The organism is Chitinimonas sp. JJ19 (genome assembly GCF_036961565.1).
Lineage (GTDB): Bacteria > Pseudomonadota > Gammaproteobacteria > Burkholderiales > Chitinimonadaceae > Chitinimonas.
The window spans coordinates 38,552-55,221 of the sequence record NZ_JBAMDD010000001.1 but is presented as its reverse complement, the minus strand read 5'-3'; the positions used below and the strand labels follow the sequence as shown (position 1 = coordinate 55,221).

The window sequence follows — 16,670 nt, the reverse complement described above, 5'->3', positions numbered from 1 at the left end:
CGATGCGCTTTGCCTATCACCTGCACTGGCTTCGTGCCGCCCTGCTGGCGCGGCTGAAGCCGGCTGAACAGTCCACGGTCTCCTGGGTTGCCATTGAAACCATCGTGTTGACCGGCCTCATGCTGGCCTTGTCACGCTGGATAGACCCGGCCGACCCCCTGGCACAACAAGCCCAGTTTCCCTGGCCCTGGTTTGCCCCCTTGCTGCTCGCCTTGCGCTATGGCGTCACCGCCGGCCTGGGCTCCACCTGCATGATACTGGCCTGGTGGTGGCTGGGCGGACAAGGCGATGCTGCGGCCTTTGGCCCTTTCCCCAAGCTGTACTTCCTGGGTGGCTTGATCGCCACCATGCTGGCGGGTGAGTTTGCCGGCAACTGGAATATCCAGCTGCGCCGGGTGCAGGAGACCAATGCCTACCTGTATGAACGCCTGCGCCGTGTTTCCAACCAGTACTACCTGATGCGACTCTCGCACGACCGGCTGGAACATGAGTTCCTGCTCAAACCCACCACCATGCGTGATGCCCTGGCATCGCTCAAGACGCTGATCGACACCCGCCGCATGGGGCAGCAGGCCGCCACCACGGGCTGGATAGCCGAGGCCGACGCCGAGAGCTTCCTGCGCTTGCTGGCCCAGTTCTGTGGTGTGGAAGAAGCCGGCCTGTACGCCCTGCCCAATGGCCGCAATGAGGCCATCGCCTATGTAGGCAGCCTGCCCGGCCCCGATGGCAAGCCGGTACGTCCAAACATGAACCAGGACGACCCGATGGTAGCGCATGCACTGGAAAACCATCTGCTGACCCACCTCTCCATGGAAGGCATAGGCCGCCGCCAGCCCAGCGAGTACCAATTGGTCGCTCCGCTGCTGACTGCCGATGACCGCATTTTGGGGCTGATCACCGTCAGGCGCATCGGCTTCTTCGCCCTGCACGAGGAAACCCTGGTGATGCTGGCGGCCCTGGTAGGCTATCTGGCCGACTCACTGGCCACGCCCGAGAGCACACGCAAGTTGCGCGAAGGCACGCCCGACTGCCCGGCCGAATTCGCCGAAGAGCTGGGCCGCCTCTTGCACCTGGCCAATGCCGGCAAGGTGGAAAGCTGGCTGGTGCTGCAGGTATTCCATAACACCGAGCGCGGCGCCGACACCATAGAAGGCATACGCCGCATGCGGCGGGGCCTGGATGGCGTCTGGCTGCTGACCGGCGAGGGCTACCATGCAGTCCTGACCCTGCTACCCATGACCAACGATGCCGGCGTGGATGGCTATATCGAGCGCATAGGCAAATGGGCCGATGACCTGTACGGCCAGAACTTCAGCATGCAGCACCGTACCATCCATACCGAGCCCCTGCTGGGGGTAGACCCAGCCAGCCTGGTACGCAAGGCGCTGGCACCACTGAGGGATCGCACGTGATAGGCGGTCGGCTGCTGTTTGCTGCCAGTCTCGATATCGGTGCCCTGGGGGCGCTGATCACCGGTGAGGCCGAGCCCTTGCGGGTCACCCTGCTGCTGGCCAGCCATGCCCTGGCCTGCGTGGTGTTCTCGTTCACCGGGCTGCACTTCCTGCCGCCACACTACCGCTTTCCGGCGCGTGCACCGTTGTTGCTGTTCTTTTCGCTTTGCTTCTTCATCCCTGGCATCAGCGTGCTCGGCATCCTGTTGGCCGTAATCCTGGCCCGCTTCGTCAAGCGCGAAGAAGTCTTCGCCCCCTTTGGCGAGGTCGAACCGCCCAACTACCGTTCCGGCCGGGGTCAGAGCCCACGCGCCTACGCTGCCGGCGGGGTCAAGGCGCTGATGTTCAATCCCAGCGCCCGCACCGATATCCGCATGAAGGCACTGCTGACCACCCAGGCCATGCCCCGCCGCCTGGCCAACCCCTTGCTGCACGAGGCGCTATCTGGTGATGTCGATGATATCCGACTGGTAGCCTACGGCATCCTGGCTAACCAGGAGCGCGAAATCGCCGAACATATCCACCGGCTCAACCACGAGGAGCCGGCTGACGACAAGGCCAGGCTGGATCGCGACCGTTCGCTGGCACAGCTGAACTGGGAGCTGGTGCACAACCGGCTGGTCCAGGGCGACATGCGCCGCCACACACTGGCCCAGGCCGAGCGCTATGCGCTGAGCTGCCTGGACCGCATGGCAGAGGATGCCGGACTGTGGATGCTGCTGGGCAAGATACGGCTGGAGAACAACCAGGCCGACGCCGCCCTGCCTTGCTTCATGGCGGCCCAGGCATTTGGCCAGCCGGTGAGCAGTGTGGTGCCCTACCTGGCCGAACTGGCCTGGCGCAAGAAAAACTACCAAGAAGTAAGGCGCTTGATGGCGCAACTGCCTGCCGAGGGGCAATCACCCCTGGTCAACGCCCTGCAACGCTACTGGACGCAAACAGCCTGATGGCCATCATACGTAAAGCCGATTCCGCCGATATTGCCCTGCTGCTGGAGGGTACCTATCCCTATATCTCGGGCGGTGTCTCCAGCTGGGTACACCAGATGGTGACGGCCTTCCCTGAATATCGCTACGCCATCGTCTTCATCGGCTCCAACCCTGATGAATACGGCCAGCCACGCTACCAGATGCCCGACAACGTGGTGCACCTGGAAACCCACTTCCTGCACGAGAAGCACGGCGAATCCGAAACCAAGCCCCGCAAGGGCGACCCGCAGACCATGCAGACCGTGCGTGAGCTACACGATTGGTTCCGTTCCGGCAGCACCGAGGGCGGCGATGCCGTATTCAAGGCGCTGGCCAGCATGTTGCTCGACAGCAAGGATGTGGGCGAGGCCGAATTCCTCTATGCCAAGACCAGTTGGGAGTACATCTGCCAGCAGTACCGCGAGCGGTGTACCGACCCCTCCTTTGTTGATTACTTCTGGACCGTCCGCTCCATGCACGAGCCCTTGTGGACATTGGCCCGTGTCACCCAGAACCTGATACCGGTGCGCTTGTTCCACACGGTATCCACCGGCTATGCCGGCTACCTGGGCGCGCTGCTCAAGAACAAGCGGCTCAAGCCCCTGCTCACCAGCGAGCACGGCATCTATACCAAGGAACGCAAGATAGACCTGTTCCAGAGCAACTGGGTGCGCGACAACCGCGATGCCTTCCAGAAGCACGCCAGCGAACTGAGCTACTTCCGCAGCCTGTGGATACGCTTCTTCCAGGGCCTGGGCCTGGCCTGCTACGATGCCTCAGACAAGATCGTGGCACTGTACGAGAACAACCGCCTGCGGCAGGTAGAGGACGGCGCCCCGACCGAGCGCACCCTGAATATCCCCAACGGCATCAAGCTGACGCGCTTCGCCCCCATACGGCCCAACCGCGACGACAGCCCCAAGAGCCCACCCATACTCTGCCTGCTGGGCCGGGTGGTGCCCATCAAGGATATCAAGACCTTTATCCGCGGCATGCGTACCGTCGCCAACGAACTGCCCAATGCAGAAGGCTGGATAGTCGGCCCCGACAACGAAGACCCGGCCTACGCACAGGAATGCCGCGACCTGGTGGAAAGCCTGGGACTCAGCAACAACGTCAAGTTCCTGGGTTTCCAGAAGCCTGAGGACATCTTCCCCAAGGTCAAGCTGCTGATCCTCTCCTCTATCTCCGAGGCGCTGCCGCTTTCCTTGCTGGAAGGCTACGCCGCCGGCATCCCGGCGGTAACGACCGATGTAGGCTCCTGCAGCCAGCTGATCTACGGCCTGACAGACGAAGACAAGGCCCTGGGGCCCTCCGGCGAAGTCGTACCCATTGCCAACCCCGAGGCCCTGGGCCGGGCCTGCCTGCGCCTGCTGTCACACTTCGACGTCTGGCAGGCCTGCCAGGCCGCGGCCGTCGCCCGGGTGGAGCGCTTCTATACCGATGACCTGATGTTCGGCCGCTATCGCACGCTATACCAGGAACTGCTGGGTGAGGCCGCCACACCGGACACCACCGATACCGAGACGGTGGCCTGATGGCGGGGATAGGCTTCGAGCTGCGTAAGCTCCTGAACAAAAAAGGCTATCTGGGCCTGCTGCAGGGCTATTTCTACGCCGGCCTGATCAGCTCCGGCCCCTGGGTGCTGTCCATCCTGGGGGTGCTGCTGATCGGTTTTTTCAGCATTGCCGTGGTGGTACCGGATTTCCTCATTGCCCAGTTCCAGGTCACCGTGACCTATATCATGGCGGTCAGCCTGATACTGACAGGGTTTATCCAGCTAGGCTTCACCCGCTTTATTGCCGACCGCCTGTTCGAGCACAAGGATTACATCGTGCTCGCCAACTTCAATGGCGTGCTATTGGCAGTCACCCTGGCCGCAGGCCTGCTTGGCGGTCTCTCTGCCTTGTTCCTGTTCCCCGAGGAGAGCGTGCTCTACCGCCTGCTGCTGGCCGGCTCCTTCGTGGTCATGTCCGATATCTGGATCGCCGCCATCTTCCTCAGCGGCATGAAGCGCTACAAAGCCATCGTGCTGCTGTTCTTCCTGGGCTACAGCATCACCGTCGCGGCCGCGCTGCTGATGCGTCCTTTCGGCCTGGAAGGCCTGATGGGGGGGTTCTTCATCGGTCAAAGCGTGCTGCTGTGGGGCATGGTGGCGCTGGTCCTGTATGAGTTCCCAGGCGCAGACTTTGTCCGCTTCGACTGGCTGGAAGTACGCAAGGTCTACCCCAGCCTGATCTGGACCGGTTTCTTCTACAACCTGGCGGCCTGGGCAGACAAGTTCATCTTCTGGTACTACCCCTATACCTCCAACCAGGTCATAGGCCCACTGCGCGCATCCGAAATCTACGACTTCCCCATCTTTCTGGCCTACCTCAGCATCATCCCAGGCATGGCGGTGTTCCTGGTGCGGATGGAGACCGACTTCGTCGAATACTACGAGAAGTTCTACAACGCGGTGCGCGAGGGCGAAACGCTGCAGTACATCGAGGAAATGCGCAACGAGATGGTGGCCACCATACGCCAGGGCATCGCCGAGATCGTCAAGATCCAGGGCATCGCCATCCTGCTGGTATTTGCCCTCGGCCCCATCCTGCTCGACGCCTTGCACATCAGCCGTCTGCACCTGCCTCTGCTCTATGTCGATGTAGTGTCTGCCGGCTTGCAGGTGGTGTTCCTCGGTTTGCTGAACGTGTTCTTCTACCTCGATCGCCGCCGTATCGTGCTGATGCTGACCGGCTTGCTGGTGGTCAGCAACGTGCTGTTCACCTCCATCAGCCTCTACCTGGGGGCAGCCTTCTACGGCTACGGTTTTGCCGCCGCCATGCTGCTGACGGTGACAGTGGCCATGCTGGTACTGGATCGCAAGCTGGAAACCCTGGAATACGAAACCTTCATGCTGCAGTAGCGATCTTGAGGGGCATTCGTGAGTCTGTCGTGCCAAAGACGGTACAACCGCCAATCACCCCTCACTGGGCCCGCAACCCACCGCCAGCAGCCTGGTCATCTCTGCCGCCGGTATCGCCCGGCAACCCGTTGGATTCTGGCCCGACCATAAAGGCGAGAAATCACCGCTCCCCGCCGCCTCGGCTTGGCTGCGCAAAGGCGCCATGGCCGCCGTGGCCAGCGGGAATGCAGGCACTGCCTCGTTGATCGCCCCCAGTTCACGCATCACCCGGTTGACGATGCCACGCGCAGGCCGTCCGGTGAACAGATTGGTCAGTGCCGTATGCTGCGCCGCCTCGCTCTGCAAGGCCGCCCGGTGCACCACGCTGGTGGTGGCTTCATGGCACAGCATATAGGCCGTACCGACCTGCACGGCGGCAGCCCCCAGCGCCAGCGCCGCCCGTACACCCTGGGCATCTGCTATGCCACCCGCCGCGATCACCGGCACTTGCACCGCTGCCACCACTTGCGGCAGCAAGGCAAAGGTACCTTGTTGGGTGCTGAGGTCATCTGACAGAAACATGCCCCTGTGCCCGCCTGCCTCCAGCCCTTGGGCAATGATGGCATCGACGCCGTGCGCTTCCAGCCAGCGTGCCTCGGCCACGGTAGTGGCCGAGGAAATCACCTTGGCACCCCAACTCCGTACGCGTGCCAGCAAGTCATCTGACGGCAAGCCGAAATGAAAACTCACCACCGGAGGCCTGAATTCGGCCAGCACCGCGGCAGCCTCCTGCGTAAATGGCATGCGCCCCGCCCCTGCCGGCACGCTGTCGATATCCAGCCCCAGCTCGCGGTAGTACGGCGACAAGGCAGCCCGCCAGACAGCCTCCCGTTCTGCCACTGGGCTAGGTGGCGTATGGCAGAAGAAATTCACGTTGTAAGGCTGGTCGGTGCCGGCCTGTATCGCCGCCAGCTCGGTACGCAGCGACGCCAGCGACAGCATGGCTGCAGGCAAGGAACCCAGGCCACCGGCACGGCTCACCGCAATAGCCATGGCGCTGGCCTGTACGCCTGCCAAGGGGGCTTGTATCAGGGGATAGCGAGTACCGAACAAGGTCGAACCGGGCATAGGGACTCCAGCAATGAGGGGTGAGCTTTCGTGATACCGAGTATGGTGAAGAGGTAGCCACCTCTGGCACCTAACTCACAACACGGCAGCCATAGAACGATATTTGTTAAAAAAGGCCCAAGGTCTGTTATCGCAGTTGCTCCAACATCTGTAACAGCGCTGACCTGGCAACGGCCTGCTGAGCCGTACGACTGATCTCGGCTTTGCCGTCCAGCAACTGCCTGCCATAGTGTCCGAACTGTGCATGATTGCCGCCCTGTACCGCGATCCAGCGGGTATGTGCAGGCAGCAGCCTTCGATTGGCCAATATGGTGGCCGGTTCGGCCACACCATCCTGGGTACCATATATCTTGGTGACGGGCAGGGCCAGGTGGGACAAGTCCTCCTCCTTGGGATGGGTCGTCGCGATAAGCACCAGGCCCGCCAACCCGGCCTGGTCTGAGCCTGCCATACGGGCTGCCAGTGCGCCGCCCAGCGAATGGCCCGCCACCACCCAGCGCAAGCCTGCAGGCTGTACCACCATCAACTGGCGTGCCCGTTCCAAGGCTATTTCACGGTGTGACTGCAGGGGTGCAAAACGGTAAGGCAACTTGATGATAAAGACCGGATACCCCGCATCGGCCAGTGGCCGCAGCAAAGGTGCATAGGCGGCTGCCGCAACACCCGACCCACAATAGAAAACCAGTGCCGAACGGCCAGATGGCCTGGTAGGAATGAAGGACAGCTGAGCCTCCGTATCGGCTACCGTCACGGTACTTGAACTGCTCAGCAAAGCATCATCCACACCCTGGGTACGTACGGAGTTGGCCAACCAAGCTGTAGAGACCAAGGCCCAGCTTAGGAATACCCATCGTACCCACCGAAATATCATCGCTCTCGTCAGCTGCATATTCAAATTCCTGTCCAATGTCTTTCACCTAGTCGGCGCCAGTTGTGCATATCTGAAACGTAACTAGGCATGGGGTATAAAGCACAGCCTACACCGGATTGCTACCAAAACCCCGCAGGCAGTGCCTGCGATCTGTGGCAACAAGACCTAGGCGCAGGGTAATGCAGGAGCCCTGTCGATAGGCAGGCTACGCCGCAACCCCGCCTGCTCACACCAGCCGTGGCAGTGTTTAGCGATAGGACACTGGCACAATAGGCAGAGTAGCCCAGGCCAGGGAAGCATGGCGTCTGCCATGGCCAGAGAATCTGGGTTAGGCTAGCTCTGGAAAAGACGAGGAAAAAACGGATCGCTCAGGAGGAAAACATGAAGCCGTCGCACACGATGGAAAGCCAGTTGGCGTCCGAACTGATAGACAACAAGCTCGCCGAGCTCGGCTGCTGGCGTGGAGAGACGCTAGCCAGAATGCGCGCGCTGATCAAGGAAGCCGACCCCGATGTCGTCGAGGAATGGAAGTGGATGGGCACGCCGGTATGGTCGCACGATGGGATCATCTGTACCGGCGAGTCCTACAAGTCGGTTGTGAAGCTGACCTTCATCAAGGGTGCGGCGCTGAGCGACCCCGACAAGCTCTTCAACGCCAGCCTGGAGGGCAATACCAGGCGGGCAATCGATATACGCGAGGGCGAGGTGGTGGACGCAAGCGCGTTCAAGGCGCTGATACTGGCCGCTATCGAACTCAATGGCGCGAGCGTAAAGTCGAAAGCAGCCAAGCGCAGCAAATAGCTGCCATACGTAAGAGCCTGTTCAAAGCCCTACCCGGCTCACACCCGCATATCCACGCCGCCCTGATCGCCCTGCCAGTCTGGCAGCCAGTCGAGATAGCGTTCGCCGCCCGGCAAACCCAGGATACGCATGGCCATGTCGCCGGCCAGCGCAGATTGATCTTCGCTTGCCGGGTTCCAGCTTAGCGCAAAGGGCAGGCGCACCGGCTCGCTGGTCAGCCTGTCGAGCAGGTCCACCGCCGAGCCGGCAAAGTCTGCCGATAGCGGTGGACGGTTGCCGCCACCGACAGTCGTCGGCACCGCCTCTCCGCCACTGCGACGTTCAGCCGCCAGCGAGGTAAGCGATGCGCTGTAGCGAATTTCCAGCTCGAACTCAAAGGTCCGACCATCGGCCGTGGTAATGGTGCCTCGGCCGGTAAACTCGCTGGTGTCCTCCAGTTGGAAGCCGGCTGCACGCAACTGGCCATTCTCATCGGTACGATTGAATGCAGCTGCACTGAAGCGTGATCGGCTGGCTATGGCTGTCTCATCAAACTGTATGCTGGCACCCTCGGCCGCACTGCCCAGCAAGCTTTGCGCAAAGCCCTGAGCCAGGCCAAGCGCCATGTCGCCCATGGCACCCTGCATCTGGTCTACCCGCTTTTGCATGATATCGCTGGCACGTATCAAGGGATCACTGGCATCCCTGGCCTTGCCGCCCGCCTCCTGCTGGCGCGTGGCCCCCTGCGCACTGCCATTGGCCGGCTGCTGATACAGGCTGGGTAATGATTGATGGAGCGAGGACAGATTCATGGCGGCAGCTCTCGGTGGGATAAGGCCTTATCGGCATGGCAGGCTCTCTCCTTAAGCGAAATCCGGGCCAAGCGCTGAACGGTCATCTTGCAGGGTACGCAAAGCAGCCTTCCACAAAGCGACAGCCCCGCTAAAGCGGGGCTGTCGTAGCCGTCAAACTGGCTATCAGCTACCGCTGACCGTTACCGCCGCCACATCCTTGCTCACCGTAGCGGTGGTGGTCTTGGCCACCAGCAGCCCAGCCGAGGGCGCATTGCCGCCCACCAGCTTGTTCACCTGGCGGAACTCGCAGCTCAGGCCAGCCGTCGTCAGCGTCACCACGGCATAGCCCTGCGCATCCGTATTGGCCAACTTCAGCCAAGGGTTGCTGTTCAGGCTGGACAACTGCCCTGCCAGCGGCAACAGCTGGCCAGTAAACGCCGGCGCAGCCTGTAAACCGGTCAACACTGCAGTCGTAAAGCCATCCAGCTGCGTCTCGGGCACCCCCTTGGCAGCCAGGGCACCGCGCAGTTGTACGCGCAGACTCTCGGCCAGGCTGGCTGCCGTAGGCGCGGCCTTGCCCAGGGTGTAGTCCAGCAGATTGACGTTAAGCATCACATCACCCAAGCCGGTGACGGGCACGGTCAGGGGGTAGTACACCAAGGTAGCGAGGCTGGCCGATAGGCTGCCCACGGCATCCTTCAGGTAGCTGAAGAAAGAATCCGAACTGACACCTGCAGTGACCAGGTCCACCATGACCGGTGTGCCGCCGCCAGCGCCGTTGTAGTCGTCATGCACGGTACCGGCATAGAAGGCATGGATATCCCCGGTCAGCGCCACTACGTTCTTGATGCTGTTGTCCTTCAGGTGCTTCATCAACAGCTTGCGCTCAGCGTTGTAGCCATCCCACTGGTCGGCGTTGATCACGAACTTGGTGAAGAACGGGGCCAGGCCTGCCTTCATGTTGGCGGGGATGAAGTTTGAGTTCGCCTTCTTGGCCACCACATCGGGTTTGATCATGCCAAAGGCGATGGTCTGCGCCCCGGCCGCTACCTGCGCGGCCAAACCACCCGCCGCTGCCGCCTTGGCTGCCATATAGGCCGCTGCCGCAATGGCCGCGTCAGCCGAGCTCAGGCCCGCATCCACCCCGGCCGCGGGCAAGCTGGTGCCCATGGCATCGGCCGTGGCCAGAGCCATGCCGGCAGCGCCTGCCGTAGCCTGGCTTGCGCCAGCAGTCAGGGCCGTCACGATGACGGCCGCAATGGCTGCATTGCCACCGGTCGATGCCAGCGCAGTCTGTATGCCGGCAGCCAGGGTCGGTACTGCCTGCAAGGCCAACAGGGTGGCGATGGCATTGGTACCGTCCACGCCCATCTTCAACAGCGATACCTCGTTGCCCCACAGCTTCCAGGTCGCCGTGGAGTTCTTCATCGTGTCCTTCCACCAGTCACGCTGCACCTGGCCCAGGATGGAGGTGAACACCAGCTCATCCAGCCCCACCGCCTTGGCACCCGCCATCTTCTGCGCCTCGATGGCCAGCAGGGTGGTCTCCGGCGCCATATAGCGGCTGCCTATGCTGCCTATGGCGGTACCCGTGGCTGGGTTGGGTGCGGCCTCTGGAATGATATGGTCGGAGCGGTACAACCGCTCGTCGGTCATCACCAGATGCGCCAGCTTGCCGAACTGCAATTCGCGGTAGATGCGGATATTGAAATAGCCGTCTGGCGTGGTGTTGTTGAAGTAGATATCGGCCGGCATAAATTCAAACCAGGCCTGGTTGGCACTGCGGCGACGCGTGGTCTGGTGATTGTTGTCACCGCCCGTAGCGTTATAGCTGCCGTTGCTATAGGTCTCGGCATCGTTCCAGCAGTCATCGCTGAACTCATGGTCATCCCACACCGCCACAAAGGCAAAACGCTCATGCACGGCCTGCAGGCGGCTGTCGGTACGATACTGCTTGTAGAGGTAGCGGTAGTCTGCCAGGGTGGTTGCGTACTTGGCGCCACTCACCCCATTCTTGAAGGTGCCATTGGGCAGGCTCAATGCCGTGTGGCGCGTTTCCACCGCGCCGGTCTGGAAGGCCTCACCCACGGTTTCGTAGATGTAGTCGCCCAGGTGAATGATGAAGTCCAGGTTCTGGCTGGCCAGGTCGCTGTATGCACCCCAGTGGTTGATGCTCCAATCCTGGCAGCTGAGGAAGGCAAACTTCAGTTGGGCCACATCGGCATCCTTGGCTGGCGCAGTCTTGAACCGGCCTACCTTGGAGCGCACATCGCCCGCCACAAACTGATAGTAGTAAGTCTTGCCGGCGCTCAGGCCGGTGACCTTGTGGCGTACGGTATTATCGAACTCGGCCAGCACCGGGATGGCGGTATCCACCACCGTCGTGCCGCTCAGCGCGGTATTGCTGCCCAGGGCCGCAGCGTTGTCGGCTTCGGTGACCAGCACCCGAACGCTGAAATTGCTTGCGCTAGAAGACGTCGTGACATCATCCGCGCTGCTGGGCACCACGCGCGTCCACAGCATGATGCCATCAGGCTTGGGATCGCCCGAGGCCACACTCTGGGGAAACTTGTAGCTGGTACCGCTGGCAGGTGGCGTGTCCGGGCCGGTGGAAGCACTGCTGCCGCCACAACCGGGCAAACCCACGGTCGCGGCCGACACAGTGACAAAACCACCGGCCTTCATAAACTGTCTTCTATCCATCGTGTTCTCCTAATAGTTATCGGGAAGCCAGCCGGGTCGTAAACCCCCGGCCGGGGGAGCCGTAACGGCAATGTATCGAGCAAGTGCTCAAATTAGCAGCCTTGCGTTGCGATTTCTTTGCGAAGCGTGGCGGTAAAGCGACAGACCCGCCGGAATTCCCATAAACAGACACGCCAGCAAGGCATGCGACTACGTCGTGTCAGAATCTGAGGGTCGCAAGCGCGTATCCCGAATCAGCTCGACTTTGCCCGTCAGAGACAGATGGTTCGCGACTTACTGTCGCTCAGCGCATGGCCGCTGGCTTTGTCTCAGCAGAGAAGCAGCAGATGGCATGGGCAGGCTCGAGTGGGCACAAAACAACCAGCCGGATCGGCCGACGCAGCCCTCAAGCCCAAGGTGAAATCTGGGGTGGCGCGGATGCACGCCAAGCGGTAAATCGCGCCATGGGTATAGCTGGAACCACTTTGCAATATGCAGCAGGCCACCGTTGTAGGTGGCCTGTTGTGTTTCGATGCCGGCGGCCTACTCGCTGCCAGCCAGCTTGCGTTCAAAGTAGTGCAACTGCCGCCGCCATTTCTTGGTCGGCCGGCCTCTCACATCGGGGTGATCAAACACCGGCGCCAGCGCCTGTGCCTCGCGCCGGGACTGGCGTGCCGCCTCGCTCTCTGCCGTCTCCACATACAGCAAACGCGCCTCAGTAGCCGGCCCGCGCTTCTCGCTCAATGCCAAGACCTGCACTTCGTACTCTTCAGTCTGCGTCCGTATCCGCAATCGGTCGCCGGGCTTGAGGTGGCGAGCGGGTTTGGCGCGCTCACCATTCAGGTGCACATGACCGCCATCGATGGCGGTGCCCGCCAGGCTGCGCGTCTTGAAAAACCGTGCAGCCCACAGCCATTTGTCCAGCCGTATATCCGCGCTGCTCGTATCGTCAGGCTTGCGGCTCATGGCGTGGTCACCCCGTACTTCTTCATCAGGCGATCTATCACCCCATCGCGGCGGGCAGCCTCAATGGCCTGGCGCCAAGCCAGCACCTCCACCTCCGGCGTGGTCAAAGAGGCGGCTATGTATATATCGGTGCTGGACAACGGTGTCCCGAACACAAACTGCCGCTCGTCCCGCCCAGCCTGCTGCAAGGTGGCCCGTATCACCCAGTCGCCACTAACGATGGCGGCGACCATGTTCTGATCCAGCAAGCGCAGCAATGCCTCATTGCTGGGTTCTTCCAGAATGCGTCGGTAGCCCAAGTTTTCCAACATGGCGCGGTGCGGTGAACCGCGCAACACCCCTACCGGTAACTTGCCCATGACCGCATGGCTGTCCAGCGGCAAATTCAGGTCGCGGCGGGTCAGCATCAGATGCCGGATGGCACCAAACGGCGCTACCCAGGTGTACAGCTTTTCCCGCTCCGGCGTGCGCGATACCGGAAAGATCAGCATGGCTGCACCCGAGCGCGCCGTTGCCTGGGCGCGTGGCCACGGATAAAACTTGATGTCGCCGTGGAAACCCAGGCGGGGTGCCATTTCCTGCACCATCTCATACATCATGCCGCGCACCTTGCCGTCCTGGTGGTAGGCCATGGGCAGGATGTCGGCAGTCACTATCCCCTCTACTGCCGCCCCGGCAGACGACAGCAGCAAGCTAGCCAACAGGGCGATCAGTCGCCTGCCCATCCGCTGGTGTCCATAGGATTGAAGCGCAAGGTCTGGCCACGCAGTTCGGCACTGGCGGGGCCCATCAGCCACAGGAAAGCACTGGCCATATCGGCCGCAGCCGGGATGGCTTCCTTATCCTCGGCAGGATGGGTTTTGGTCCGGAAAGGGCTCTTTACTGGCCCTGGCACCAGCAGGTTCACCCGCGGCATGGGCGCCTTGTCCCATTCATCTGCCGCCACCTTGGCCAGCGCAGCCTGGCCGGCACGGGTAGTGGCAAAACCACCCCAATAGGCCTTGGGATCAAACGCATGCTGCTCGCCCACGAACAGCACACTGGCATCCTCCGCCCGCTTGAGCAAGGGCAGGCAGGCCCGCGTAATGGCAAACGGCGCAGCCACATTCACCCGGTACATGCTGACCCACTCTTCCAGCTTCTGGTTGGTCAGCGGCGACAGATGATTGAAGCCATTGGCACAGTGGACTATGCCATCGAGCCGATCAAACTCTTTCCAGATCAAGTTGGCGAAGTTGACGCAGTCCTGATCGCTCATGGCGGCCAGATCTACCGGCACGGCCGCGGGCTTGGCGCCACCGGCAGCTTCGATGGCATCGTAGACCTTGGCCAGTTTCTTGTCGTTACGCCCTACCAGCACCATGGTTGCACCATGCGCAGCCAGGCTCATGGCGGCCACCTCGCCTATGCCCTGACCGGCGCCCGTCACAATGATGACGCGGTCTTTCAGGTAATCGGAAGGAGCATTGAAATCTTGCCAGGGTTGCATTGTCAGCCTGCGGAGTTGAGTTCGACCAAGGGTGCGGAGTCTAGCATGAGGTAATCCAGCGCTTATTGCGCCAGGGCAAGCCCTTGCATTTACGCCCCGCTTCACCCAACTTACTCGTATTCAAGTATTTCCAGTGTATACACCGAGGAAGCCACCATGGCCAAAGTAAGCAAAACCGATGCCGAATGGCGCGCTCAGCTCAATGAAACCCAGTACCGCGTCACCCGCCACGCCCATACCGAGCCACCGTTCAGCGGCATCTACTGGGATACCACCACCGAGGGTACCTATCGCTGCATCTGCTGCGCTACGCCCTTGTTTGTTTCGACCACCAAATTCGACGCCGGTTGCGGCTGGCCCAGCTTCTGGCAGGCCATCCCCGGCGCCGTGAACGAACGCCGGGATACGACTCATGGCATGATACGCACCGAGATACTATGCGCAGCCTGTGATGCCCATCTGGGCCATGTCTTCCCCGATGGCCCTGGCCCCGATGGCCTGCGCTATTGCGTCAATTCGGCGTCCATCAACCTAGAACCAAAGTCCGGCTGACATGCAAACACCCCGCTCACGCCACACGCCGCTTACCCTTTGCCTGCTGCTTGCCCTGCTGCAACCCTGCGCACAGGCAGCCAGCCTGGTTTACTCCGGCACGGTATTCACCGAAGCGGCAAGCAACAATGGCGCGCTGGGCAATGCACTGACACTGCAACTGAGTGGCGACAGCTTCAATGCCCCGGTGGGCACCAACCTGCTCAGCACTGGCCGTGCCAGCATCGCCCACCTGCCAGCCGGCCTGAGTGCCAGCCTGCTGGTGAGCAGCGCAACGGAAGCCACACTCAGCCTGAGCGGCAGCGCCGCCAGCCATGAAGACCGGCACGATGTCTACAACCTGAGCATCACACTGGCAGACAGTGCAGTGCACAGTGGCAATGCCACCAAGGTAAGCGGCCATGCCCAGGAGTCACTGCGCATCGACTTCAACGACAATAGCTCTCCAGCGGAGCCGTTCGAGTTCGAAGGCGACCTGGCAGCAGGGCAGTTGGACGATGCCACCGGCTTTACCGCCCAGCCCGCCACCTTGGACATGGTCAGCAATATCGGCAGCCTCTCCGGCCAGGTGGGCGTGGCCGAGAACGGCCTGCTGGTCCTGTTGAGCGCCCCAGCTGCCCCCCTGCAGTTTGCACAGAGTGCCAGCACCCGGGTATTCATTAGCTTTGCGCCGCAAGCCCTAACCCAGCTGCAGCTGGGTGGACAGACACTGACCGTACAGACCAACCCCGAGACCCTGACCAAACAGCGCAATACCTTCCTCGCCACCTACGCTTTGCGCCAACCCGCAGGCGGCACCCAGGCCGGCCTGCTGTTGACCCAAGGCGAGGCCATGTTGCGCAATACGGCTAGCAACAGCCTGCTGGGCGGCTTTTTGCTCGGCAGCGAAACCCTGCTGCGGGAAGTCACGGTACGCACGGGCAGCGCAGGCGCCACTGCCCACATCAGCCGGCAGAGCGACACTGCCGCGATCTCGCTGGAAAACGGCGATGTTACCCTCACCCTCTACCCACCCAAGAATGTCACTGCTGCGGCAACCACACTGCAGTTGAAAGCCGGTGAAGTTGCACGCTTCGACGGTGACGGCCAGCTGCTGGGGGTCTACTACGGTTCGCTCAGCGGCAAGCTCGGCAAAGCCGGCGACCCCATCCGGCTGGAACGCCCGGATGGGTTGACGGCTTACCCCCTCTGGGCACCGCGCCTTAGCGGCAGCAACATACCAGCCCGGCTGGGCATGAGCCCACAGGACTACCTCGCAACGCAGCTGGGCGCCAGCGTAAGCCAGCAGGCTGATGGCACACTCAAGCTGGATATTCCCGGCACCAGCCTGTCGGTTTTTCCGCAAGGCAACCTGGCTGCCATCAGTACCGGCCTCAGCCAGTTCAACACCGATGGCAGCTACCATTTCAGCAGCCCCCTGCTGCAACTGGACGTCACCTCCGTGCTGCAGGACATCAACCGCTTCGCCCCCCTGCTACAACAGGGTGGCCTGCAGACACAGATAACCAGCAACGGCCTGTTGCAGCTACACAGCAGCAATCCAGACTCAGCCGGCACCTTCCTGCTGGGCAGGCCACAGCTGGGTTACAGCACGGTTCCTGCCATCGTGCCCACCAGCATAGCGGTCGATGGCCAAGGCATCGTGCACTGGCACAACGGCCAAGGTGCTTCGCAACTGATCTACCCGGTTTTTCATGATCTTGCCTTTATCACCGAGGCGGCAGAAAAAGGCGGCTGGTTTGTCTCACCTTCCGGTGAGGGCCGGCTGACACTCAGCAATGCCGCAGGTGTCGAGTATCAGTTACGGCCGGATTATCAGGTCCAGGCCACCAGCGGCAACATGAGCAATCTGTTTGATGCCTTCTGGGTCGCTGCCGATGGCAGCCTGTATGTGCGCTATCCCGGCAATCTGATGCAGCGTTTCACGCTGGAGTAAGTAGCTGCGATAGAACCGCTTTACCGCACGGCCTGGCCAACTGCGGAGCATCCCCGCGCCCAGCCCGCCAATGGGGAACCACGCTGCACGAGAGTGTGGATTTAGCGACCGTGGGCAGCCAGTTGCCGTAAACAAGGCTAAAATCAGCTCATGCTAGGCGTCTCAT

14 protein-coding genes are annotated in these 16,670 nt (G+C 61.6%); 7 read left to right on the top strand and 7 right to left on the bottom strand.

All coding sequences use genetic code 11. The features are described 5' to 3' along the window. The first annotated feature begins 2 nt into the window (after nucleotides 1-2). From V7714_RS00250 to pelG, 4 genes are read left to right on the top strand one after another with little or no spacing between them, the layout of a single operon-like run. Nucleotides 3-1,412 (top strand): PelD GGDEF domain-containing protein, encoded by a 1,410-nt coding sequence (locus V7714_RS00250; RefSeq protein ID WP_335387234.1) that lies wholly within the window; start codon nucleotides 3-5, stop codon nucleotides 1,410-1,412. Beyond that, complete coding sequence (locus V7714_RS00245) at nucleotides 1,409-2,398, top strand: hypothetical protein (protein WP_290332383.1); 990 nt, start codon at nucleotides 1,409-1,411, stop codon at nucleotides 2,396-2,398. Before V7714_RS00250 ends, V7714_RS00245 begins: the two co-directional genes overlap by 4 nt. After that, complete coding sequence (pelF, locus tag V7714_RS00240; RefSeq protein WP_335387233.1) at nucleotides 2,398-3,957, top strand: GT4 family glycosyltransferase PelF; 1,560 nt, start codon at nucleotides 2,398-2,400, stop codon at nucleotides 3,955-3,957. The genes V7714_RS00245 and pelF overlap by 1 nt, the downstream gene beginning before the upstream one ends. Then, on the top strand, nucleotides 3,957-5,327 hold the full coding sequence (gene pelG, locus V7714_RS00235; RefSeq protein ID WP_284196865.1) for an exopolysaccharide Pel transporter PelG: 1,371 nt from the start codon (nucleotides 3,957-3,959) through the stop codon (nucleotides 5,325-5,327). The genes pelF and pelG overlap by 1 nt, the downstream gene beginning before the upstream one ends. Before the next feature lie 54 nt (nucleotides 5,328-5,381). On the opposite strand, the gene V7714_RS00230 is transcribed toward pelG, so the two are convergent. Together V7714_RS00230 and V7714_RS00225 are read right to left on the bottom strand one after the other, a co-directional pair. After that, a complete protein-coding gene (locus V7714_RS00230) occupies nucleotides 5,382-6,434 on the bottom strand; it encodes an NAD(P)H-dependent flavin oxidoreductase (protein ID WP_335387232.1) in 1,053 nt (350 codons plus the stop codon). A 127-nt stretch (nucleotides 6,435-6,561) separates the two neighbouring features. Continuing rightward, the gene (locus V7714_RS00225; RefSeq protein WP_335387231.1) at nucleotides 6,562-7,245 is read right to left on the bottom strand and encodes an alpha/beta hydrolase; all 684 of its coding nucleotides are present in this window, start codon (nucleotides 7,243-7,245) and stop codon (nucleotides 6,562-6,564) included. A gap of 441 nt (nucleotides 7,246-7,686) precedes the next feature. On the opposite strand from V7714_RS00225, the gene V7714_RS00220 reads away from it, so the two are divergent. Further along, nucleotides 7,687-8,106 carry a DUF1801 domain-containing protein gene (locus V7714_RS00220; RefSeq protein WP_335387230.1) on the top strand — a complete coding sequence of 140 codons (420 nt, stop codon included), beginning with the start codon at nucleotides 7,687-7,689 and terminating at the stop codon, nucleotides 8,104-8,106. Between the two features lie 38 nt (nucleotides 8,107-8,144). Here V7714_RS00220 and V7714_RS00215 read toward each other — a convergent pair whose 3' ends face one another. The 5 genes from V7714_RS00215 to V7714_RS00195 all read right to left on the bottom strand — a co-directional run bounded on the left by V7714_RS00215 (nucleotide 8,145) and on the right by V7714_RS00195 (nucleotide 14,016). Next, nucleotides 8,145-8,897 (bottom strand): hypothetical protein, encoded by a 753-nt coding sequence (locus tag V7714_RS00215; RefSeq protein ID WP_335387229.1) that lies wholly within the window; start codon nucleotides 8,895-8,897, stop codon nucleotides 8,145-8,147. A gap of 165 nt (nucleotides 8,898-9,062) precedes the next feature. Next, on the bottom strand, nucleotides 9,063-11,582 hold the full coding sequence (locus V7714_RS00210) for an alkaline phosphatase D family protein (RefSeq protein ID WP_335387228.1): 2,520 nt from the start codon (nucleotides 11,580-11,582) through the stop codon (nucleotides 9,063-9,065). A gap of 522 nt (nucleotides 11,583-12,104) precedes the next feature. Continuing rightward, nucleotides 12,105-12,527 carry an RNA-binding S4 domain-containing protein gene (locus tag V7714_RS00205; protein ID WP_335387227.1) on the bottom strand — a complete coding sequence of 141 codons (423 nt, stop codon included), beginning with the start codon at nucleotides 12,525-12,527 and terminating at the stop codon, nucleotides 12,105-12,107. Next, nucleotides 12,524-13,252: a substrate-binding periplasmic protein gene (locus V7714_RS00200; protein ID WP_335387226.1), complete on the bottom strand. Its 729-nt coding sequence runs from the start codon at nucleotides 13,250-13,252 to the stop codon at nucleotides 12,524-12,526. The genes V7714_RS00205 and V7714_RS00200 overlap by 4 nt, the downstream gene beginning before the upstream one ends. Beyond that, nucleotides 13,237-14,016 (bottom strand): SDR family NAD(P)-dependent oxidoreductase, encoded by a 780-nt coding sequence (locus tag V7714_RS00195; RefSeq protein ID WP_335387225.1) that lies wholly within the window; start codon nucleotides 14,014-14,016, stop codon nucleotides 13,237-13,239. Before V7714_RS00195 ends, V7714_RS00200 begins: the two co-directional genes overlap by 16 nt. Before the next feature lie 156 nt (nucleotides 14,017-14,172). Between V7714_RS00195 and msrB the strand changes: the two genes are divergently transcribed. After that, the gene (gene msrB, locus V7714_RS00190; RefSeq protein ID WP_290332374.1) at nucleotides 14,173-14,568 is read left to right on the top strand and encodes a peptide-methionine (R)-S-oxide reductase MsrB; all 396 of its coding nucleotides are present in this window, start codon (nucleotides 14,173-14,175) and stop codon (nucleotides 14,566-14,568) included. A 1-nt stretch (nucleotide 14,569) separates the two neighbouring features. Continuing rightward, nucleotides 14,570-16,504 (top strand): hypothetical protein, encoded by a 1,935-nt coding sequence (locus V7714_RS00185; protein ID WP_335387224.1) that lies wholly within the window; start codon nucleotides 14,570-14,572, stop codon nucleotides 16,502-16,504. Nucleotides 16,505-16,670 lie beyond the last annotated feature (166 nt).